At 60.7% G+C, this 20,911-nt stretch carries 18 protein-coding genes; 12 read left to right on the top strand and 6 right to left on the bottom strand.

The window, feature by feature from the left end:
* Positions 1-168: 168 nt before the first annotated feature.
* Genes QMB55_RS01710 through QMB55_RS01685 form a run of 6 tightly spaced genes read left to right on the top strand, consistent with a single transcriptional unit; the run spans position 169 to position 7,318 of the window.
* Positions 169-612, top strand: a complete 444-nt coding sequence (locus QMB55_RS01710; RefSeq protein WP_497586928.1) for a type IV pilin protein — start codon at positions 169-171, stop codon at positions 610-612.
* Positions 606-1,145, top strand: coding sequence for a GspH/FimT family pseudopilin (locus tag QMB55_RS01705; protein WP_497586927.1), 540 nt, complete (start codon positions 606-608; stop codon positions 1,143-1,145). Before QMB55_RS01710 ends, QMB55_RS01705 begins: the two co-directional genes overlap by 7 nt.
* The gene (pilV, locus tag QMB55_RS01700; RefSeq protein ID WP_497586926.1) at positions 1,142-1,624 is read left to right on the top strand and encodes a type IV pilus modification protein PilV; all 483 of its coding nucleotides are present in this window, start codon (positions 1,142-1,144) and stop codon (positions 1,622-1,624) included. Before QMB55_RS01705 ends, pilV begins: the two co-directional genes overlap by 4 nt.
* Before the next feature lie 26 nt (positions 1,625-1,650).
* The gene (locus QMB55_RS01695; protein ID WP_497586925.1) at positions 1,651-2,973 is read left to right on the top strand and encodes a PilW family protein; all 1,323 of its coding nucleotides are present in this window, start codon (positions 1,651-1,653) and stop codon (positions 2,971-2,973) included.
* On the top strand, positions 2,970-3,653 hold the full coding sequence (locus tag QMB55_RS01690; protein ID WP_497586924.1) for a pilus assembly PilX family protein: 684 nt from the start codon (positions 2,970-2,972) through the stop codon (positions 3,651-3,653). The genes QMB55_RS01695 and QMB55_RS01690 overlap by 4 nt, the downstream gene beginning before the upstream one ends.
* Before the next feature lie 38 nt (positions 3,654-3,691).
* Positions 3,692-7,318 carry a pilus assembly protein gene (locus tag QMB55_RS01685; protein WP_497586923.1) on the top strand — a complete coding sequence of 1,209 codons (3,627 nt, stop codon included), beginning with the start codon at positions 3,692-3,694 and terminating at the stop codon, positions 7,316-7,318.
* A 74-nt stretch (positions 7,319-7,392) separates the two neighbouring features.
* Here QMB55_RS01685 and ispH read toward each other — a convergent pair whose 3' ends face one another.
* The 4 genes from ispH to QMB55_RS01665 form a co-directional block, all read right to left on the bottom strand.
* Positions 7,393-8,316: a 4-hydroxy-3-methylbut-2-enyl diphosphate reductase gene (gene ispH / locus QMB55_RS01680; protein ID WP_497586922.1), complete on the bottom strand. Its 924-nt coding sequence runs from the start codon at positions 8,314-8,316 to the stop codon at positions 7,393-7,395.
* 124 nt (positions 8,317-8,440) lie between these two features.
* Entirely contained in the window at positions 8,441-8,947 is a 507-nt protein-coding gene (lspA, locus tag QMB55_RS01675) for a signal peptidase II (protein ID WP_497586921.1), read from the bottom strand.
* Entirely contained in the window at positions 8,934-11,729 is a 2,796-nt protein-coding gene (ileS, locus tag QMB55_RS01670; protein WP_497586920.1) for an isoleucine--tRNA ligase, read from the bottom strand. Before ileS ends, lspA begins: the two co-directional genes overlap by 14 nt.
* Positions 11,730-11,738: 9 nt before the next feature.
* Positions 11,739-12,671 (bottom strand): bifunctional riboflavin kinase/FAD synthetase, encoded by a 933-nt coding sequence (locus QMB55_RS01665; protein ID WP_497586919.1) that lies wholly within the window; start codon positions 12,669-12,671, stop codon positions 11,739-11,741.
* 299 nt (positions 12,672-12,970) lie between these two features.
* On the opposite strand from QMB55_RS01665, the gene QMB55_RS01660 reads away from it, so the two are divergent.
* Positions 12,971-15,442 carry a heavy metal translocating P-type ATPase gene (locus QMB55_RS01660; protein WP_497586918.1) on the top strand — a complete coding sequence of 824 codons (2,472 nt, stop codon included), beginning with the start codon at positions 12,971-12,973 and terminating at the stop codon, positions 15,440-15,442.
* Positions 15,443-15,467: 25 nt separating this feature from the next.
* Positions 15,468-15,668 carry a cbb3-type cytochrome oxidase assembly protein CcoS gene (gene ccoS, locus QMB55_RS01655; RefSeq protein WP_497586917.1) on the top strand — a complete coding sequence of 67 codons (201 nt, stop codon included), beginning with the start codon at positions 15,468-15,470 and terminating at the stop codon, positions 15,666-15,668.
* A 92-nt stretch (positions 15,669-15,760) separates the two neighbouring features.
* Here the strand turns inward: ccoS and QMB55_RS01650 are convergent, their stop codons facing one another.
* Together QMB55_RS01650 and QMB55_RS01645 are read right to left on the bottom strand one after the other, a co-directional pair.
* On the bottom strand, positions 15,761-16,477 hold the full coding sequence (locus QMB55_RS01650; protein ID WP_497586916.1) for a Crp/Fnr family transcriptional regulator: 717 nt from the start codon (positions 16,475-16,477) through the stop codon (positions 15,761-15,763).
* A 105-nt stretch (positions 16,478-16,582) separates the two neighbouring features.
* Positions 16,583-17,197 (bottom strand): OmpW/AlkL family protein, encoded by a 615-nt coding sequence (locus QMB55_RS01645; RefSeq protein ID WP_497586915.1) that lies wholly within the window; start codon positions 17,195-17,197, stop codon positions 16,583-16,585.
* Between the two features lie 511 nt (positions 17,198-17,708).
* Between QMB55_RS01645 and ccoN the strand changes: the two genes are divergently transcribed.
* Genes ccoN through ccoP form a run of 4 tightly spaced genes read left to right on the top strand, consistent with a single transcriptional unit; the run spans position 17,709 to position 20,900 of the window.
* A complete protein-coding gene (gene ccoN / locus QMB55_RS01640; protein WP_497586914.1) occupies positions 17,709-19,133 on the top strand; it encodes a cytochrome-c oxidase, cbb3-type subunit I in 1,425 nt (474 codons plus the stop codon).
* An 18-nt stretch (positions 19,134-19,151) separates the two neighbouring features.
* Positions 19,152-19,769: a cytochrome-c oxidase, cbb3-type subunit II gene (gene ccoO, locus QMB55_RS01635; protein ID WP_497586913.1), complete on the top strand. Its 618-nt coding sequence runs from the start codon at positions 19,152-19,154 to the stop codon at positions 19,767-19,769.
* Positions 19,770-19,773: 4 nt separating this feature from the next.
* Positions 19,774-19,971 carry a cbb3-type cytochrome oxidase subunit 3 gene (locus QMB55_RS01630; RefSeq protein ID WP_497586912.1) on the top strand — a complete coding sequence of 66 codons (198 nt, stop codon included), beginning with the start codon at positions 19,774-19,776 and terminating at the stop codon, positions 19,969-19,971.
* On the top strand, positions 19,968-20,900 hold the full coding sequence (gene ccoP, locus QMB55_RS01625) for a cytochrome-c oxidase, cbb3-type subunit III (protein ID WP_497586911.1): 933 nt from the start codon (positions 19,968-19,970) through the stop codon (positions 20,898-20,900). The genes QMB55_RS01630 and ccoP overlap by 4 nt, the downstream gene beginning before the upstream one ends.
* Positions 20,901-20,911 lie beyond the last annotated feature (11 nt).

Here is a 20,911-nt window from a genome sequence, read left to right as displayed (position 1 = left end):
CACAATTCGTCCACCTGGCCTTTCTGGCTCTCATCCTAAAAAGATCGTGAACAGCTTCTAACACTTAGCCATGACAGGGCGGAAAGGGCCGTTCATTGCGGTTAAATGACCATTGATCGGAAAGGTGTGGTTGGTTTCTGATTATGGTGTTCGAATTAAAAAAGAAAAATGGAGGCGATTATGCGACGTCAATATTGCAGCTGTTCAAACAGGGGGTTCACGTTGATGGAAATGATGGTTGTGGTGGTGATTATTGCCATCCTCGTTTCCCTTGCATATCCGTCTTATACGGAATATGTCCAGAGGAGCAGGGTTTCTGAGGCAACATCAACGCTTGCTGATCTTCGCGTCCGGATGGAGCGTTTTTTCCAGGATAACCGAACGTACTTAAATGGCGCCGTGTGTGGTGTGAGAATGCCTGAGGGTAATGCGTTCCGGTTCACTTGCGATAATGCGACCGCGGCTGCTTATACGCTTACGGCGACCGGCATCGGTTCGATGAATGGATTCGTTTTTACTGTAAGCGAAACGGGGCTTCGGCGCACAACCTCTTTTCTGGGGCGTGTTGAAAACCGAAATTGTTGGATGATGCGCCGAGGCGACTCATGCTAACTAAAGTCAGGGCGGGTAGCAGTCAAGGGTTTACATTGACAGAACTGGTCGTAACGGTGCTGATCGTTGGTATTCTTGCGAGCTTTGCCTTGCCGTCATTCGCCGACTTTATTCGCCGTAACCAACTCCGTGCGGGGGCAGAATCCATTCTTGATGCGGTGCAATTGGCGCGAAGCGAAGCCGTCAAGAGGAACGCTATGGTTGTTTTTGTGCTTGGGGCAGGGGTTGGTGCAACGTCTTGGTCGGTGCTGGATGATGCTGGAGTGGCTATCGCCCAGTCGAGGGACAGTGGTGAAGGCGGTGGGACAGTTGCTGTGAATACAACTCCGGCCAATGCCTCTCGAGTAACCTTCAATGGTTTGGGCCGGCCTCTGGCAAACAACGCTGACGGGACTGCTGCTTTGGCACGTATTGTTTTTTCTGTCCCAGAAATTACTCAAACAAGGCAGATTGATTTCGCGACAGCCGGAGGACAGGTGCGTCTATGCGATCCAGATATCTCTGCGCTGTCTGATCCAAGGAGGTGCATATGAGAAAAAAAACTCATTTTTCGAATCGTGCTCAATATGGATCTGTGCTCCTAGAGGCTTTGATCGCGGTCTTGATTTTTTCTTTTGGCATACTCGCGCTGGTTAGTATGCAGACGGCAGCTGCACGCAGCACAATTGATGCAAAGTACAGAGCAGATGCCGCTTTTTTGGCGAATCAATTGGTTGGTTTGCTTTGGGTTGAAGGGCAGGCCAGTCGAGGAGCTTACGTAAACGGGCTTGATGCGACGCAGGCCGGTGCGGGGGGCTGTGCGGCTGGCGGTGCTGCTGCGTCGGCGCCTGAAGCGCTGGCGTGGTTAGGGCAGGTTGCTAGGTTGCTGCCAGAAGCGCAGGCGGCTAGGCAGCAAATTACCATTGCAAACAATAATGTTACGGTCCGAGTGTGTTGGCAGGATCGTTCAGACAACGCCGGCGGGGCTTACCACAATCACGTGGTATCTGCTCAGATCAACCGCAACGAGTGACGGGAGTGTCCATGTCGAGACGCCCTATGAAGTTTCAGGCTGCTGTACGCGGCCGTTTTTCGATGAGTTCCGCGCAGCAGTTCGGATTTAGTCTCATCGAGCTAATGGTTGGGATGACGATAGGCCTTATTGCGCTACTCGTAATCGGCCAAACTTTGTCAGTTTTCGATGTGCACAAAACCACGACGACGGCAGCGGCCGATGCACAAGAGAATGGTCTGTTGGCGTTGTCCGCGATTGAGCAAGATGTTCGACGGGCGGCCGCTGGGTTTAACCATCCAAGTCTGATGCGTTGTCAGAATCTTTACTCCTATTATCAGGAGCGTAGCGGAGTTGGTGCTCCTATTGCAGTTGGAACCGCGGCACCCTTTCCCGTCCTGCTCGATGATGGTGCGGTTAACGATCGGATTACGATAAGGGCTGCTTCGTATCTGGAAGGAGCGGTTGCGACGCTGCTCTCCGCTGATATGGAAAAGACAGCAGACCCAGCTCTTCTTTTTAAAGTGGAACGCGGTTTCGCTTTGCAAGGAGAGCCTAGTCCTGCGCGCCCTGGCGAACCGGATCTCATTGTGGTTGCGGATAGAGAGGCTATTTTTGATGCGCCTACCGGAAATAATGTGGCCCGTTGTAGCCTGATGCAGGTATCTTCCATAACCGCAGATTCGTTTGGGCGAAGCATCGTCCGTGTAGTGAATGGACCGGCAGGAAAAAATCCAGAATACAATGCGTCGCATGCATTCATGGAAAATAATAACTGGCCTGGCTTTGGCTCAAGATCAGATGCAGGATATAAAAAAAATGACCTATTGTTCCGCTTGGGCTCGACCGCCTCGGGTGGAGTGCTGCAGACAACTTACCAAATCAATGCCAGCGGTAGTTTAGAGGCGCAAATTAGCGGTAATCAGGGGGCTGCGAGTAGAGTGGAAGTGCTTGCAAGCGATGTCGTTGCCTTGCAGGCGCAATATGGAATTTCTGCGACGCCGTCGTCGCAAGAGGTTGCCCTGTGGGTCAATCCTAGTGGTGCTACATGGGGAAGTGCTGCCTTGAATCCTGCGGTAGTCACTGCTTCAGCTATTGATAATCGATTGAGAATCAAGGCGGTTAGGATTGCTATCGTGGCTCGGAGTGGGATGCGGGATGGGGGCGAGGTGACGACACCATGTGCAGAGAACAATGCGCCTGCGGGATCCAATTTTGGTCCTTGCGCCTGGACGGACGATTCTGCGGCGAATCCTGCGCCTGCGATTGATTTGCGCAGTACGCCAGGAGATACCGAGTGGCAGCACTACCGTTATCGCGTCTATCAGACGGTTATCCCCATGCGCAACATCCTGTGGCCCGAGCTATGAATACTCTGCCTCTTCGCTGTATCTCTAGGGTTTCCCGGCACTCGGTTTTGTCTTCGCGGCAGCAACGGGGCATTTCGCTGTTCGTGGCACTTACTGCGCTTCTTTTGATGACTGTCGCCGGTTTGTCGCTGATGCGTTCGGTTGATACCGCGAACCAGATTGCGGGGAACATGGCCTTTCGTAGTGCAGGGCTGAATGCTAGCGACCTCGGGTTGGAGGCTGCTGCAGCGTATTTGCATAACGTGGTGTCGGCCTCGCCCAACGCGAACATTCCTGCTGGGTGTGCCATTGGTAGCGCAGCGAACCCTCCGGTGCCTGCAGCGACCGGAAATTGTCGGTATTCATCTCGGATTTTGCCACAGGATGCTATGGGCCTGCCGCTCATTGATTGGTCAAGTAGGGGCAATATTCCTGTGACGACAGTCGATGGCAATGAAATTCAATACGTTGTTGAGCGTCTGTGCAATCCAGATAGTGGTGTCGCAATTAATCTTTCCACTCCTGCTCTTTATGATGATGCCGTGTCGCTTTGCATGCTTCAGGCGAGCCCGGCTGATAAATCAGCGAAGCAAGGGGGGCATGGTTTATCAAAAGAATCTGGAGTTATGTACAGGGTGACAGTTCGAGTGCGTGGGCCGCGAAATACAACAACTTTCGTTCAAGGTGTTCTTGAGCGTTGATTATTATGGTGTTTTGTGAGTTTATTGAGGGGTTTTCGATGAGCCAGAGAGCTATGGTCTCTATCCTTTTTTCTCGGAACGCCATAATCAGTATTGGTTTCCTCTCCTGCATGCTGCCACTTCCAGCTCTTTCAGATTCCACGGATTTTTCCGATGTGCCACTGGCGGTTAAAAATGCAGCAAAACCAAATATTATGTTTATCCTCGATAATTCGGGGAGTATGGATTGGCGGTCAACGACAGGGACCGATGGTCTGAATCAATACAGCACGACTGCCATCGATTTTTACTCAAGCCTCGTGAATAAATTGTATTACGACCCCGATGTGCGCTATATACCGCCTGTTGTTGCTTCAAGTTTTTCCGCCGATAATCCGGAAGGGGTGTCGATGGGAAATGCGGATGCGAGCAGTAACGGAGCTTTGAATGACCCCTATCTGAGTCCCTCGTCCGGACGGACGGACTTGACCAAGAAATGCTATTACAGCACTGCAACCCCGCCGCTCGTTCCGACGACCAGTAATTGCCGGACATATTCATCGACCTACCGGTACGGGCCGATTGCATTTTCTGCCTATTACTATCAATACACGGGAGGAGGCATCCCCACACCGGGCAGTAGTACATCGTATGTTCGGCGCGATATCGTTTCCGAGAACGCGCCGTTCACGCGCGCGGCAAGCCGTACCGATTGCTCGACGAGCGGAAGTGGCCGGAGTTGTTCCTACGCTCAAGAAATCCAGAACTTCGCGAATTGGCACAGTTATTACCGTACCCGCATCCTGACCATGAAAACGACCATGGGGCAGGCGTTTGCAGCAATGGGAAACAAATATCGCGTTGGATTTTCGACGATCAATAATTCAGAGCAGACAGGAAATCCGACTGGACAAAATTTCCGCAGCATTGCCGATTTTACCGATGCTACGAAACGAACCTGGTATACGACGCTCTATGGCATCGATCCCATCTATGGAACGCCTTTGCAAAAAGCCTTGCAACGTGTTGGTCAATATTATTCCGGTGACGGCATGGGCTATTCCGACAGCGTTGGCGAAGAAGATCCGGTTCAGTACTCTTGCCAACAAAATTTCGCCATTTTGTCGACGGATGGTTATTGGAACAGCAATACAGTGGATGTCGGAAACCAGGACCGAACGGTTCCATCGATCCCCTCGTCGGCGCTAAACCCACCTGTGAATCCTGGTTTGACGGCCGGGACAACTTGGCCGCGTCCGATTTACGAGGGGCCGACAGCAACGAGTGACACGTTGGCTGACGTGGCAGCTTACTATTGGGTAAATGACTTGCGCTCAGGGATGACGAACAACGTCCCGACGAGTACGTCCGATCGTGCTTCGTGGCAGCATATGACCACGTTTACCATCGGTCTCGGGGTGGATGGCAGCAAACCTTACCGACCGGACTACGACACGGCGAGCAGCGGTTTTTATCGGGATTTGTTAATTGGCACGGATAACTGGCCTAAGCCGGAGGCTGATAAGAACACCGCGGTCGATGACTTATGGCATGCCGCAGTCAATGGTCATGGTCGTTATTTTTCTGCTAAAGATCCAAGTGCTTTGAGAACATCGCTAAGAAGCATCCTTGACGATATCATCAACCGCACAGGGGCGGCTGCTGCAGTTGCAGTCGCCAACGTCAACCTGGCGGTTGACAATGCGTTGTTCGCTTCGAAGTACAACTCGGGGTCTTGGAGCGGAGATCTGCAGAAATATTTGGTTAGTGTCGGTACCGGGCAAGCTTCGTCGGCGCCGATTTGGTCTGCGCAGGCGGAACTCGATGCGTCAAATGTGACACCGGATAGTCGACGTATCGTGACCTACTCGGGGGCGTTTGGTGAGAACCAAGGGATTCAATTTCGGCCTGTATCGGCAACGATCGACGGTACTATCCAGTCTAAGCTCTCCATCGTTCAGCAAGCTTACCTGAATTCCTCGAGCACTCCGCCGGGACCGAGCGACGGAGAAAACGTTTTGCATTATCTACGTGGCGATCGAAGCCTGGAAACGAGCACTTACCGAGTACGCAGCTCTCGTCTTGGGGATATCATCAATGCTGAGGCCGTTGTGGTGGGGACCCCGTATTTCAAGTATGCGGATGACGGTTATGCGGAGTTTCGTGCGGCGCAAACTGTGACGAATAATTCGCCGAGTCGGGTTCAGACAATTTTTCAAGCCGCTAATGACGGAATGGTGCATGCATTCCGGGCGTCCGATGGCGTGGAAAGCTGGAGTTATATCCCGAATCTATTGTTCAACGGGCCAAGCAAATTACGCGACCTCAGCAAGCGGATTGGGTTTGCCCATCAGTATTACATTGATGCGACGCCCGTAACAGGCGATGCGGATTTTAGCAACACCTGTCCTGATTCCGGTTGCCCGCGTCCGTTGACCTTGCCGCGTGCGGATTGGCGAACGCTTTTGATCGGTGGGCTCGGTAAAGGCGGGCGAGGTTACTATGCGCTTGATGTGACAACCCCGACGGCGAGCAGTGAGCCTGACGCAGCGCGTAAAGTGCTTTGGGAATTTCCGAATAGCGGCACTAACGGTGAGGTGTCGAGGACAACGCCGTCCGGTACGAGTTCTTCGGGATGGTCGATGAGCGTGAACAAGATTGGGTACACTCACGGGCGCCCGATTGTCACGAAAACGAAAGCACACGGTTGGGTTGCTTTGGTCTCCTCGGGGTACAACAACGGTGGTGACACCGGTGGAGATGGACGTGGTTACCTGTTTGTCATTAATGTGCGGACCGGGAAATTGCTACATGTCTTCGATACCACTGTCGGAGATTCAGGAGCCCCGAGCGGATTGGCATTTATTTCCGCTTTTGTCGACGATTCACTCGGGGACAACACGGTCCAGTATGTGTACGGCGGGGACCTTCTGGGTAATGTTTGGCGTTTTGACCTGAATGATGCCTCTGCCGCCAATTGGAAGCTTAAAAAGTTGACCACACTTGTGGATGGGGCTGGTGCGACACAGCCCGTGACGACCGAGCCCGAGTTGGCGTTGATCACCATAGCAGGAGTCCACCGTCGTTTCGTCTACGTCGGGACTGGGCAATATTACGGCGATAGTGACATTCCAGGTGCGGCTGGGGCGAACAGGCATGCTTCGCAACGACAGACGATGTACGGATTGACGGATGATTTGTCGAATCCGTCCGGGACAACCGCAGTGATTGCTTCGCTACGCGGTAATCTGCAGCAGCAGACGTTGTCGAACGGTAGCGAGACACGGACAACGAGTACCAATCCGGTTGATTATTCGACCAAGAAAGGCTGGTATATTGATTTGCCGATCACAGGCGAGCGGGTTAATACCCATCCGCTGGTGGCGCTTGGGACATTGATTTTTACTACAAATATCCCCAGTAGTGACGTGTGTACCCCAGGAGGGAGTAGCTGGCTGAACATGCTCGATTACAAATCAGGGACGATGTTGCCGGTTTTTGGGGTTGGCTCGTGGTCACTTGGCAATGTTCTTGCAAGCCGTCCAAATGTGGTTCAGGGTAACGGTAAGAGTTGGACGGAACTCATGCGCTCGGACGGTAAGCTTCAAACGATGCCTGGGCCGCCGACGGGCGCGCCTACCAAAACGCGGCGCATTTCGTGGCGCGAAGTGTGGATCGACCGATAGTGGTCATGGTCGGACGGTTGGGCTAAGAAGGAGGGCGAGGGCGCTGTGGCGCCCTCCTTGTCTTTCGGCAGCGGCTATTGCGAGAGCGACTTTGGCAGTGCAAACGTTATATCCTCATCGGCGCCTGGTGTGGTTATGATGGTTTTTGCACCCAGAGCGAGCAGGCGGGCGTTCAGTTGTTCAACCAATACTTCAGGTGCCGACGCCCCAGCGGTGACACCGATGCGTTTGTGACCGGTGAGCCAAGCCGGGTCGATGTCTTCGGGGCCGTCGACGAGGTAGGCCGGGAGGCCGGCGTTGGCGGCGACTTCGCGCAGGCGGTTGGAGTTGGAGCTGTTCTTCGAGCCGACGACGAGTAGCAGGTCGCATTGTGCCGCGAGTTGCTTGACGGCGTCCTGGCGGTTCTGCGTGGCGTAGCAGATGTCGTCTTTCTTCGGTCCGACGATGGTCGGGAAGCGGCTGCGCAGTGCGCCGATGACGGCTTGCGCGTCGTCGACCGAGAGCGTAGTCTGGGTGACGTAGGAGAGTTGTTTCGGGTCGCGTACCTTGAGTGCGGCGACGTCGGTGGCGTTTTCCACGAGCAGCATGCCGTCCGGGCTTTGCCCCATGGTGCCTTCGACTTCCGGGTGGCCCTTGTGGCCGATCATCACGATTTCGCGCCCTTCCTTGCGCTGACGGGCGACTTCGAGATGGACCTTGGTGACCAGCGGGCAGGTGGCGTCGAAAACCTTGAGTCCGCGCGCCTCGGCCTCGTCGCGCACCGCCGGCGAGACGCCGTGAGCGCTGAAGATCACTGTCGCGCCGGTCGGTACTTCGGCGAGCTCGTCGATGAAGATCGCGCCCTTGGCGCGCAGGTCGTCGCAAACGAACTTGTTGTGCACGACCTCGTGGCGGACGTAGATCGGCGCGCCGAATTTTTCGATCGCGCGCTCGACGATGGCAATGGCGCGCTCGACGCCGGCGCAGAAGCCGCGGGGGTTGGCGAGGAGGATGTGCATGGGGGATGAGCCTCGTTTAAGCACGCGGGGAACGAAGGATAGAAGCGCCTGGAGCTTCAGGCCAGCGCGACTCCTCTGCTTGGGGAGCGCTTCGTCGGCTTCGTGTCCACCGCGGGGATGCTTTTCAGTGTTTCGATCCGGATTCGACCGCCGTTCCGTCTTCGGGTTTCGCCCGGAACTGGTCCCAGATCATCAGCGCCGCGCCGACACAGATGGCCGAGTCGGCGAGGTTGAACGAGGGCCAGTAGAAGCCGGCCGCGTGCCACTGGATGAAGTCGACAACGACGCCGAAACGCACGCGGTCGATGACGTTGCCGAGGGCGCCGCCGAGGATCAGGGTGAGCGCCAGCGCCAGGCGGAATTCGCCGCAATGGCGACGCAGCATGACCACGATCCAGCCCGAGACACCGAGTGCCAGCACGGTGAAGAACCAGCGCTGCCAACCGCCGGCGTCGGCCAGGAAGCTGAAGGCCGCGCCGGGGTTGAAGGTCAGCACCCAGTTCCAGAACGGGGCGACGTAACGGACTTCGCCCGGGCGCATGACGCCGAGCACGACCCACTTGCTGACCTGATCGAGGAGAACGATGATCGCGGCCAGCCACAGCCAGGGACGGATGTTACGCGCAGGCACGCGCTTCCCCTTCCCCGTGCAGGTTGCTCACGCAGCGGCCGCAGAGTTCCGGGTGCGCCGGGTCGGCGCCGACGTCCTCGCGCACGTGCCAGCAACGCTCGCACTTGGCGTGGGCGAGCGGGGCGCATTCGATCTTGTCCTCGCCGCTCTTGACCACCTTCGCCTTCGAAGCGATGAGCACAAAGCGAAGGTCGTCGCCGAGCGAAGCCAGCAGGTCGTACTTCTCGCCGTCAGCGTGCAGGGTGACTTCGGCCTGCAGCGAGGCGCCGATTTTGCCCTCGACACGCAGCTCTTCGAGCGCCTTGGTGACGTCGGCGCGCCAGGCGCGGATCTTGTTCCACTTGTCGAGCAGGGCGGCTTCGTCTTCCGGCGCGGGCAGTGGCTGCCAGGTGTGCAGCATCACCGAGTCGTCCTCGCCATGCACCGTGCGCCAGGCTTCTTCGGCGGTGAAGGAGAGGATGGGCGCCATCAGTTTGACGAAGGTTTCGGTGATGTGCCACAGCGCGCTCTGCGCGGCGCGCCGGGCCGGGCTGTCGGCGGCGCTGGTGTAGAGGCGGTCCTTGAGGATGTCGAGGTAGAAGCCGCCCAGGTCTTCGGAGCAGAAGGTCTGCAGCGCCTGCACCACGCGGTGAAATTCGTACTTGCCGTAGTCGGCCTCGCACTGCGCTTGCAATTGGCGCGTCATGGCCAGCGCGTAGCGGTCGATCTCCAGCCACGCTTCGACCGGTAGCAAGTCTTTCGCCGGGTCAAAGTCGGAGGTATTGGCGAGCAGGAAACGCAGGGTGTTGCGGATGCGGCGGTAGGCCTCGACGACGCGTTTGAGGATTTCGTCCGAGATCGACAGCTCGCCCGAGTAGTCGGTGGCCGCGGCCCACAGGCGCAGGATGTCGGCGCCGAGGGTGTCGGAAACCTTCTGCGGCGCGACGACGTTGCCCTTGGATTTGGACATCTTGAGGCCCTTGCCGTCGACCACGAAGCCGTGCGTCAGGAGCGCCTTGTACGGCGCGCGGCCGTCGATCGCGCAGCCGGTCAGCAAGGAACTCTGGAACCAGCCGCGGTGCTGGTCCGAGCCTTCGAGGTAGAGGTCGGCCGGGAAGTCGCACTGCGCGGCGTGCGAACCGCGCATCACGCTCATGTGGGTGACACCCGAGTCGAACCAGACGTCGAGCGTGTCGCTCATCTTGCGGTATTGCGCGGCTTCTTCGCCGAGCAGTTCCTGAGCGTCAAGGGAGAACCAGGCCTCGATGCCCGATTGCTCAACGCGACGAGCGACGTCTTCGATCAGTTCCGGCGTGCGCGGGTGCAGGGCGCCGGTTTCCTTGTGCAGGAAGAAGGGGATTGGGACGCCCCAGTTGCGCTGGCGCGAGACGCACCAGTCCGGACGGCCCTTGATCATCGCTTCGAGGCGGGCGCGTCCCCAGGACGGGAAGAATTCGGTTTCGTCGACCGCGCGCTCGGCAATCCAGCGCAGCGTCGCGGCGTTCTCGTCGCGTTTGTGGTCCATGCCGATGAACCACTGCGTCGTGGCGCGGAAGATGATCGGCGTCTTGTGCCGCCAGCAGTGCGGGTAGCTGTGCGCAATCTTCTCCATCTTGAGCAGGCGGCCTTGCGCTTCGAGTTCCTGAAGGACGAGCGGGTTGGCTTCCCACACCGTCTTGCCGGCGAGCGGGGCGATCGAGAGGGCGGGCGTATTGGCGAGGAACTTGCCGTCGTCGCCGACCGGGTTGTTGACCGGCAGACCGTAGACCTTGCCGATCTGGTAGTCCTCGGCACCGTGTGCCGGGGCGGTGTGCACGAGGCCGGTACCGGCTTCGACGGTGACGTGCGTGCCGCAGATGAGGGCCACGTCGCGGTTCTGGAAGGGGTGCTTGAGCAGCACGTGTTCCAGCGCGCGACCCTTGGCCGAGCCGACGACCTTGCCTTCGAGCCCGTAACGTTTCAGGCAGGCTTCGGCGAGGTCGCGCACCAGGATCAGCGCGCCTTTCTCGGTTTCGATCAGGTCGTAGTCAAAGTCGGGGTGGGCGCTCACCGCCTCGTTGGCGGGCAGCGTCCAGGGCGTCGTCGTCCAGATCACGGCGAAGGCCGGGCCGCGCAGGTGGGTGAGGCCGAAGGCGTGCGCCAGCTTGTCGGCGTGGTTGGGATGGACTTCAAAGGCGACGTCGATCGCCGGCGAGGTTTTGTCTTCGTATTCGACCTCCGCCTCGGCGAGCGCCGAGCCGCAGTCCAGGCACCAGTTCACCGGCTTCAGGCCCTGATAGAGGTAGCCTTTTTCGAGGATCTTGCCGAGCGCACGGATTTCGTCGGCTTCGGTCTTGAAGGCCATCGTCAGGTAGGGGTTGTCCCACTCGCCGAGCACGCCCAGGCGGATGAAGTCCTTCTTCTGGCGCTCGACCTGTTCGGCGGCGAAGTCGCGGCACAGCTTGCGCACCTGGTCGCCCGGAATGTGCTTGCCGTGCAGCTTCTCGATCTGGTGCTCGATCGGCAGGCCGTGGCAGTCCCAACCCGGCACGTAGGGGGCGTCGAAACCGGCCAGCGTCTTCGAGCGGACGATGATGTCCTTGAGGATCTTGTTGACCGCGTGGCCGATGTGGATGTCGCCGTTGGCGTAGGGCGGGCCGTCGTGCAGCGTGAAGCGCGGGCGTCCGGCCGCCGCCTGACGAATTCGCTCGTACAGTTTCTTCTCCTGCCAGTTCTTGACCCACTGGGGTTCGCGCTTGGCGAGGTCGCCGCGCATCGGGAAGGGCGTGTCGGTGAGGTTGAGCGTATTCTTGTAGTCGGCCATGGCAGATACTCAGAGCTTGAAATAAAGACGGGTGTCGCGGACGTCTTGGGCAATCTGCGCCTTGAGCGCCGCGAAATCGGGGAAGTGTACTTCGTTTCTCAGTTTGTGCAGGAAACGCACGCTGAGGTGGTGGCCGTAAAGATCGGCCGCGAAGTCGAGCAGGTGTACCTCGAGGATGGGGCGGGACACCCGGTCGACGCTCGGGCGCACGCCGAGGTTGGCGACGCCGGGGTGGGGGGCATCGGTCAAGCCGTGCACTTCGACGGCGAAGACGCCGGTGAGCGGTGGGCGGTCGTGCTTGATGCGGATGTTGGCGGTGGCGAAGCCGAACTCGCGTCCAAGCTGCTTGCCCTGCACGACGCGCCCGTCGATGACGTAGGGGCGGCCGAGCAGTTGGGCGGCGCGTTCGAGTTGGCCCGTAGCCAACGCCTGGCGCACCGCCGAGCTGGAAACGCGTTCGCCGAGCACGGTGACGCCGGGCATGGCTTCGACCGTGAATCCCTTCGCACCGTGCTGCGCCCCAGCCGCCTGCAAGCGTGCGAAGTCGCCCTGCCGGCCTGCGCCGAAGCGGAAGTCGTCGCCGATCACGAGGTGTTTGACGCGCAGGCTGTCGACCAGTACGCGGGCGATGAAGTCTTCCGCGGAGAGCCCGGCCAGGCGGGCGTTGAAGTGGCAGACGCGGGTCAGCGCGACGCCTTCCTCGGCAATCAGTTCGAGCTTCTCGCGCAGGGTCGAGAGTCGCGTCGGCGCCGTGTGCCGGGCAAAAAACTCGCGCGGGTGCGGCTCGAATGTGAGTACGGCGGGCTGCAAGCCGCTGTCCGCGGCATGTGCGACCAGGCGGCGGAGCAAGGCGCGATGACCGAGGTGCACACCGTCGAAATTGCCGATGGTGAGCACGGTCGGGGCGGGCGCCACAGTTTGTAATCCGCGCAGGACGAGCATTTGGGTTCGCAGTCTCGCGAAAAGAAGGAAGGGTGCGGGGAAAAAGCCTGAATTGTAACGGTTTTGGCCTGCTTTTTGGGCTTGGGCGTGCAATCGACGCACTTTCGCGGCGACGGTTTTCGCGCATCTGCCGAACCTTCGAGTATGCCAAGGCGATGGCTGGGGTAATTCCACTGTCGTGGCGGCTGGCCGTGCGACGCCGGGGAACTCGACTATACTGGCGCCGTCTCACGGCCCAGGCCGTTGGGGCGGGCACTTCGTTCCGCCGGGCCGCCGGCCGTTTTTTTGATTGAAGGACGATGAGCGATCAGGGGTGTTATCACTGTGGTTTGCCGATTCCTGCCGGGATCGAGCTGCATGTGGAGATTGGCGGCGAGACGCGCCACATGTGCTGCGTCGGCTGTCAGGCGGTGGCGCAGGCCATCGTCGCCAACGGCCTGGGCGACTACTACCGCACCCGCGATGCCCTGCCCGAGTCGCAGGCCGGCCGGCGCGAGGCGCTGCCGGCGGTACTCGAGGGGCTGGCCCTCTACGACAACGCCGATTTCCAGAAGAGCTTCGTGCGCGAGCCGGGGCCGGATGAGCGCGAGGCGGCGCTGATCATCGAAGGCATCACCTGCGCCGCGTGCATCTGGCTCAACGAACGCCATCTCGCCGGCCAGCCGGGCGTCCTCGCCGTCGACCTCAACTACGCCACACGGCGTGCCCGGGTGCGGTGGGACACGCGCCGGACGCAGCTGTCGAGCATCCTGGCGGCGATCGCTGCCATCGGCTACCGTGCCCATCCCTACGACACCGCGCGCAGCGAGGCCTTGGCCAAGGCCGAGCGGCGCGCCGCGCTGTGGCGCGTGTTCGTCGCCGGTTTCGGGATGATGCAGGTGATGATGTACGCCGTGCCGGTGTATCTGGCCGGCGAGGGCGAGATGACGCCCGAGATCGAGCAGCTGATGCGCTGGGCGAGTCTCATCCTCACGCTGCCGGTGGTGTTCTATTCGGCCGCGCCGTTCTTTCGCGGCGCCTGGCGCGACCTCTGCTTCAAGCGCGTGGGTATGGACGTGCCGGTGGCGCTCGGCGTCGGCGCGGCCTTCCTGGCCAGCGTCTGGGCGACGCTGACGGCGTCGGGCGAGGTCTATTTCGACTCGGTGACGATGTTCGTCTTCTTCCTGCTTGGCGGGCGCTATCTGGAGATGACCGCACGCCAGCGCGCGGTCAGCGTCACCGAGGCACTGGCCAAGCTGATGCCGGCCTTCGCTCAACGCGTCGCCGGCTTTCCGGCCGCGCGCGAAGCGCAGCAGGTGATGGTCTCCGAGCTGCAAGCCGGCGACGTCGTGCTGGTCCGCGCCGGTGAGGCGATCCCGGCCGACGGCGTGGTCGTCGAAGGCGAGAGCAGCGCCAATGAGGCTTTGCTCACCGGCGAGAGCGCGCCACAGAAAAAAAGCGTCGGCGCCTCGCTCACGGGCGGTGCGCTCAATATCGAGAGCCCGCTCTACATGCGCGTCACCGAGGTCGGCGAAGGCACGCGCCTGTCGGCCATCGTCCGCCTGATGGAGCGCGCGGCGCAGGAGAAGCCGAAACTCGTCGAACTCGCCGACCGCATCGCGGCGCGCTTCATTGCAGCCTTGCTCCTGGTTGCTGCCGCGGTGGCGGTGGTCTGGGTCTGGATCGATCCGACGCAGGCCTTGTGGATCACCGTCTCGGTGCTGGTCGTCACCTGCCCGTGCGCGCTGTCGCTGGCCACGCCGGTGGCGCTGACCGTCGCCAGCGGCGCGCTGGCGCGCGCCGGCCTGCTGGTGACGCGCGGGCACGCGATCGAGACGCTGGCGCGGGCGACGCACTTCGTCTTCGATAAAACCGGAACGCTGACCCGCGGCGAGCTGACGCTGGTCGACACCCTGCCGCTCGGCCGTGTGTCCGAAGTGGAGTGCCTGGCGCTCGCCGCGGCGCTCGAACAGACCTCTGAACACGCCATCGGGCGCGCCCTCCAGGCCGCCTGGAGGGCGCGTGGAATGGCGCCTCCAGCGCTTCCGGCGGTGCCGGGCGAAGTGCGCAACGTGCCGGGCAGCGGCGTGGTGTGCGTCGGCGCCGGGGCGGAGGTCCGCCTCGGACGGCCGGGCTTTGTCGGCGAACTGCACGGCCAGCCCTTGTCCGAGGCCGCGCAGCACCTGCTCGATTGTGGTGAGACGGTGGTGGCGCTCGGCGACACGACGGGCTGGCTGGCGCTCTTCCGCCTCGGCGACGCGATCCGCCCCGAGGCGTCGGCGCTCATCGCCGCGCTGCGCGCCGACGGGCGCCGGGTGACGCTGCTCACCGGCGACGCGTGGCCGGTGGCCGAACGTGTGGCGCAGGCGCTGGGGATCGACGACGTGCGCGCCGAGGTTTCGCCGCAGGGCAAGCACGATTTCGTTGCCGGGCTGCAGGCCGCGGGGGCGGTGGTGGCGATGGTCGGCGACGGCATCAACGATGCGCCGGTCCTGGCCAAGGCGCAGGTTTCGGTGGCCATGGGCGGCGGCGCGCAACTGGCGCGGACGCAGGCCGACCTCGTCCTGCTCTCGGAGAACCTCGATCACCTGCGCCACGGCTACCGCTTGGCGCGGCGGGCGCTGCGCGTCATCCGCCAGAACCTGTGGTGGTCGTTCGCGTACAATTTCGTTGCCCTGCCGCTGGCCATGGTCGGCCTGGTGACGCCGTGGATGGCCGGCATCGGCATGTCCGGCAGCTCCTTGCTGGTGGTCATGAACTCGCTGCGTCTGCAGCGCCCCGACAACCCTTAGAGCGGCGAACTCCGCAACTCCGCGTATGGAAATCCTCTATCTGCTGGTGCCGATCTCGGTGGTGCTGGTCTTCCTGATCGGCATTGCCTTCTGGTGGTCGCTGCGCAGCGGCCAGTACGACGACCTCGAGGGCCCGGGCTACCGGGTGCTGATGGACGACGACAAGACGCGGGAAAAGGCTAAGGAAAAGCCGGCGAAGGAAAAATCGACGCCCCCCGCAGAGTGACGCGCGTACGAAGGGGATAAAAAAACCGGAGCAGAGTGCTCCGGTTTTTTTGCGTCATTTCAGGCCGTGTTTCACGGCGTGAGTCATTGTGCTTACCGTTCTTGCGCCACCCTTTCCAGGCGGACGATGTCACCATCGTAGAAACGGCTGCCGGGCTCACGCTTGACGAGCAGGCGTTCGCGCAGGAAGGCGGCGATGATGCGGCTGGCGGTTTCGATCGTCGTGCCGAGCATCAGGCCGAGGTCTTCGCGGCTGAAGTTGTAGATGCGGTTGCTGTCGCCGTCGCGCAGGTGCAGCAAGAGGCGCGCCATGCGCACGCGCGCCGCGGCGCCGGTGCTGGTCATGTCCACCAGCCATTGCTCGGTCTCCTGCAGGGCCGATTGCCAGCGTTGCATGAGGTTCCACTGAAATCCGGCCTGTTCCAGGCACAGCTCGCGGACGGCCCGAACCGGGGTCTGGCAGGCATGCACGTCGCCGACGGTCACCGCAGTGTGGGCGTAGGTGCCGGAGAGCACCCCCTCGATGCCGGCGACGTCGCCCGGTTTGAGGATGCGCACGATGCGCGGGCCACCGTCCCAGGATTCGGCCAGCAGCTTCACGACGCCGGTGCGCAGAACCCACATTTGTTCCGCCCGTTCGCCGCGGCGGTAGAGCACACTGCCCGAAGCTTGTCCCGTGTTGGCGACGTCGACATGCAGACTGGCGATGGCGTCGGGGGAGAGGCCGACAAAAAAGGAATTCTCGCGGCCGTCGCAGGCGAGGCAGTTGGCGTTTCCACGCCAGGCAGTGCAGGTGCGCAGGGTGTTCACGAGGGGCGTCGGACAGGCGGACGGTGTGGGAGAGGCGATGAGAGGAGGCATCGTAGCAAAAAAAAACCGTTCCGCGTGGGGGCGGAACGGCACAGGGGGTTGGATTTAGAAGCGGTAGCCGACGCCTACACCCCAGGTGATGGGGTTGAGGTCGAGGGTGCCGATCTTGGTGCCGCCGACGCGGACGTCGGTGTCCATCTGGATGTATTTGACGTCGAGGTTGAGCGACCAGTTCTTGTCCAGCGCGTAATCGAAGCCGAGCTGCGCGGCGAGGCCCCAGCTGTCGCGCTCGACCGAGGCGGCACCGTCGAGGATGTGGTCGCGCTTGCTGAAGTAGGTGTAGTTCACCCCGGCGCCGACGTAGGGCTTGAAGGCACCGAAGTCGGTGAAGTGGTACTGCAGCATCAGCGACGGGGGCAGGGCCTTGATGGTGCCGATCTTGGTGCTGCCGGCCTTGATGTCGACGTTTTGCGGGTAGGTCAGAACCAGCTCGGCGGCGAGGTTCTTGGTGAAGAAATAGGTGATGTCGAGTTCGGGAATCCAGCGGTCGTCGGCCGTGATGTCCAGGGTCTTGACGGTCTTCGATTGTCCATTGTCGAAGCCGATGCTGACGGCGCGGCCGCGGACCAGCCAGTTGCCGTCGCTGGACTGTTGTGCGGCGGCGGGAAGTGCGGCGGCACAAGCCAAGGCGAGGGCCGTGAGGGTGAGGGTTTTGCCCATGACAGATCTCCCGTATGTCGTGATTGATGAATAAAAACCACAGTCTGCGAGTGGGCATTCTATCCGGTTTTTGGCTTCGGATTGATCTGGGTCAATCTTTTTTGAGTGACGGGCGGTTTGGTGTTGTCATTGGGCAACGGTGTGTCAGCCAAGGGCAATGGGGTCGTGCTTGACCGATTGATCCAAATCAACCATGATGCGGGTATAACAATTCTGGCAGCAGGGTTGTTCGGTGTACTAGATTGTTCGGTGTGACAGAAAAAAAGAAAGGTGTGTAGATTGGTCGGCGTCATCGGCGGCGAAGGTCTGCGCAACAGGGAGGGCACCGATTGTCGAGTGGCTGATGCTCGTCAAAATTCCCTTTGTGCGAACTTATTGCGCGTCCGGCCTGTCTTGGCGGTGTGCAAATCGCGCTCGCATCGACGCCATGCTGCTCTGGCCGGGCTTTTTCGTGCAAAGGCGGCGGGCGATGGGTCGCAAACAGATTCTTCGATAACTGTGAGGTGGGTCCATGTCGGATACTCAGTCAACGTATAACTACAAGGTTGTACGGCAATTCACCGTGATGTCCGTGATCTGGGGCATCGTCGGCATGCTGGTCGGGGTGATCATCGCCGCGCAGCTGGTCTGGCCGGAGCTCAACATCGGCTTTTTGCATTTCGGACGCCTGCGTCCCTTGCACACCAATGCGGTGATTTTCGCCTTCGGCGGTTGCGCGCTGATGGGCACGTCGTACTACGTGGTGCAGCGCACCTGTCACACCCGGCTGTTCTGCGACAAACTGGCGGCCTTCACCTTCTGGGGCTGGCAGGCGGTCATCGTCCTGGCCGCCATCACCCTGCCACTGGGCTTTACCTCAGGCAAGGAGTACGCCGAGCTCGAATGGCCGATCGACATCCTGATCGCCGTCGTCTGGGTGGCCTACGCCATCGTTTTCTTCGGCACCATCGCCAAGCGCAAGGTAACGCACATCTACGTGGCCAACTGGTTCTACGGCGGTTTCATCCTGGCCGTGGCGCTGCTGCACATCGTCAATAGCGCGGCGATCCCGGTCTCCTTCCTGAAGTCCTACTCGGTCTACGCCGGGGTGCAGGACGCGATGATCCAGTGGTGGTACGGCCACAACGCGGTCGGCTTCTTCCTTACCGCCGGCTTCCTCGGGATGATGTACTACTTCGTGCCCAAGCAGGCCGAGCGCCCGGTGTATTCGTATCGCCTTTCGGTGGTGCACTTCTGGGCCCTGATCTTCACCTACATGTGGGCCGGCCCGCACCACCTGCATTACACCGCGTTGCCGGACTGGACCCAATCGGTGGGCATGATCTTCTCGCTGATCCTGCTGGCGCCGTCGTGGGGCGGCATGATCAACGGCATCATGACCCTCTCCGGCGCCTGGCATAAGCTGCGCGACGACCCGATCCTGAAATTCCTGATCACCTCGTTGTCCTTCTACGGGATGTCGACCTTCGAAGGGCCGATGATGTCGATCAAGACGGTCAACGCCCTCTCGCACTACACCGACTGGACCGTCGGCCACGTGCATTCGGGCGCCCTCGGCTGGGTCGCGATGGTCTCGATCGGTTCGATCTACTACCTGCTGCCGCGCCTTTTCGGCAAGCCCGAGATGTTCAGTGTCAAGTTGATCACCGTGCATTTCTGGGTGTCGACGATCGGCATCGTGCTCTACATCGCCTCGATGTGGATCGCAGGCGTGATGCAGGGCCTGATGTGGCGCCAGGTCAATGCCGACGGCACGCTGGCCTACAGCTTTGTCGAGTCGGTCAAGGTCTCCTATCCCTTCTGGGGCATCCGTCTGATGGGCGGGGTGTTGTTCCTGGGCGGGATGCTGATCATGGCGTACAACATGTTCAAGACGATGGCGGGTGGCAAGACCGAGGATGCCCCGGTGCTGCTGCCGTCCGGTCATCACGCCTAAGAGGGAGGCTTGCGAAGAATGAAACTTACGCATGACAAGATCGAACGCAATGTCGGCCTGTTGATCGTCCTGACCGTGCTGGTGGTCAGCGTCGGCGGGCTGCTCGAAATCGTTCCGCTGTTCTTCCAGAAGTCGACCACCACTCCGGTCGCCGGGCTCAAGCCTTACGACGCGGTGCGTCTGACCGGGCGCGACGTCTATATCCGCGAAGGCTGCTTCCTCTGCCACTCGCAGATGATTCGCCCGTTCCGGGCCGAGACCGAGCGTTACGGGCACTACTCGGTGGCCGGCGAGTTCGTCTACGACCACCCCTTCCAGTGGGGCTCGAAGCGGACTGGGCCGGACCTGCACCGGGTTGGCGGCCGCTACAGCGACGAGTGGCATCGTGCACACCTGATCAATCCGCGCGACGTGGTGCCCGAGTCCAATATGCCGGCCTTCGCCTGGCTGGCGAAGACCCCGGCCGACGCCGCCGGTGCGCCGGCCAAGATGCGCGCCTTGCAGAAGATCGGCGTGCCTTACACCGATGAGGAGATCGCGCAGGCCAGCAAGCAGGTCGAGGGCAAGAGCGAGATGGACGCCCTGATCGCCTACCTGCAAGGGCTGGGGGTCGAACTCAAGAGCGCGGGTAAGTAAAGCCATGGACATCAACGATCTGCGTTCCGCCGTGACGGTGCTTTCCCTGGTCACCTTTCTGGGCATCGTCTGGTGGGCCTACGGCCTGAAAAGCAACCAGCGGCGCTTCGACGAAGCGGCCAACTTGCCCTTTGCCGACGATGCGGCGGATCGCGCCGAACTCGGGTTGTCGTCCGGCAATGAACAAAGGAAACCATCATGAGCGATTTTGTCAGCGAGTTCTGGAACTGGTATGTCACGCTGATCGTCCTGATCAGCATCATCGCCTGCGGCGTTTTCCTCTGGTCCCAGAGCATCCATCGCCCGGAATCCGGAAAGAGCCAGGACACGACGGGCCACGTCTGGGACGAGAACCTCGAGGAGTACAACAACCCGCTGCCGCGCTGGTGGATGTGGCTGTTCTACATCACGGTCGTGTTTTCCTTGGTCTATGTCGTGCTCTATCCGGCCTTGGGACGCTTCCCCGGCATCTTCGGCTGGTCGACCGCCGATCAGCACAAGAAGGAGGTCGCGGCCGCCGACGAGAAGGTCAAGCCGCTCTTCGACAAGTACCTCAAGATGGAGCTGGCGGCCGTGGCGGCCGACAAAGAGGCGATGGAGATGGGTTCGCGCCTGTTCCAGACCTACTGCATGCAGTGCCACGGCGCGACCGGTGAAGGTTCGCGCGACAAGGGTTTTCCGAACCTGACCTCGAAGACCTACTCCTGGGGCAATGCGCCGGAACAGATCCTGGAAACGATCTCCAACGGGCGCACCGGCGTCATGCCGCCCGAGGGGGGCAATCCGGAAGTCGTCGGCGGTGCGGCGGGGGCGAAGGAAATCGCCAACTATGTGCGTTCCTTCTCCGGCCTCAAGCATGATGCCGAACTGGCGAAGCAGGGCAAGGCACGTTACGATCAGGTCTGCTTTGCCTGTCACGGCGCCGACGGCAAGGGCATGGCGGCACTCGGCGCGCCGAACCTGACCGACAAGGTCTGGCTCTACGGCAGCTCGGAAGCCCGCATCGTCGAGACCATCACCAGTGGGCGGATGAACCAGATGCCGGCCTGGAAGGACTTCCTCGGCGAAGGCAAGGTGCAGGTGCTGGCTGCCTACGTGTTGAGCCTCTCCGGCGGCGCCGAGAAGAAGTAGCATGGCCCTGT

Origin of the sequence: Propionivibrio sp., assembly GCF_041441355.1 — a bacterium.
Lineage (GTDB): Bacteria > Pseudomonadota > Gammaproteobacteria > Burkholderiales > Rhodocyclaceae > Propionivibrio.
This window is presented reverse-complemented; position numbering and strand designations above follow the sequence as displayed.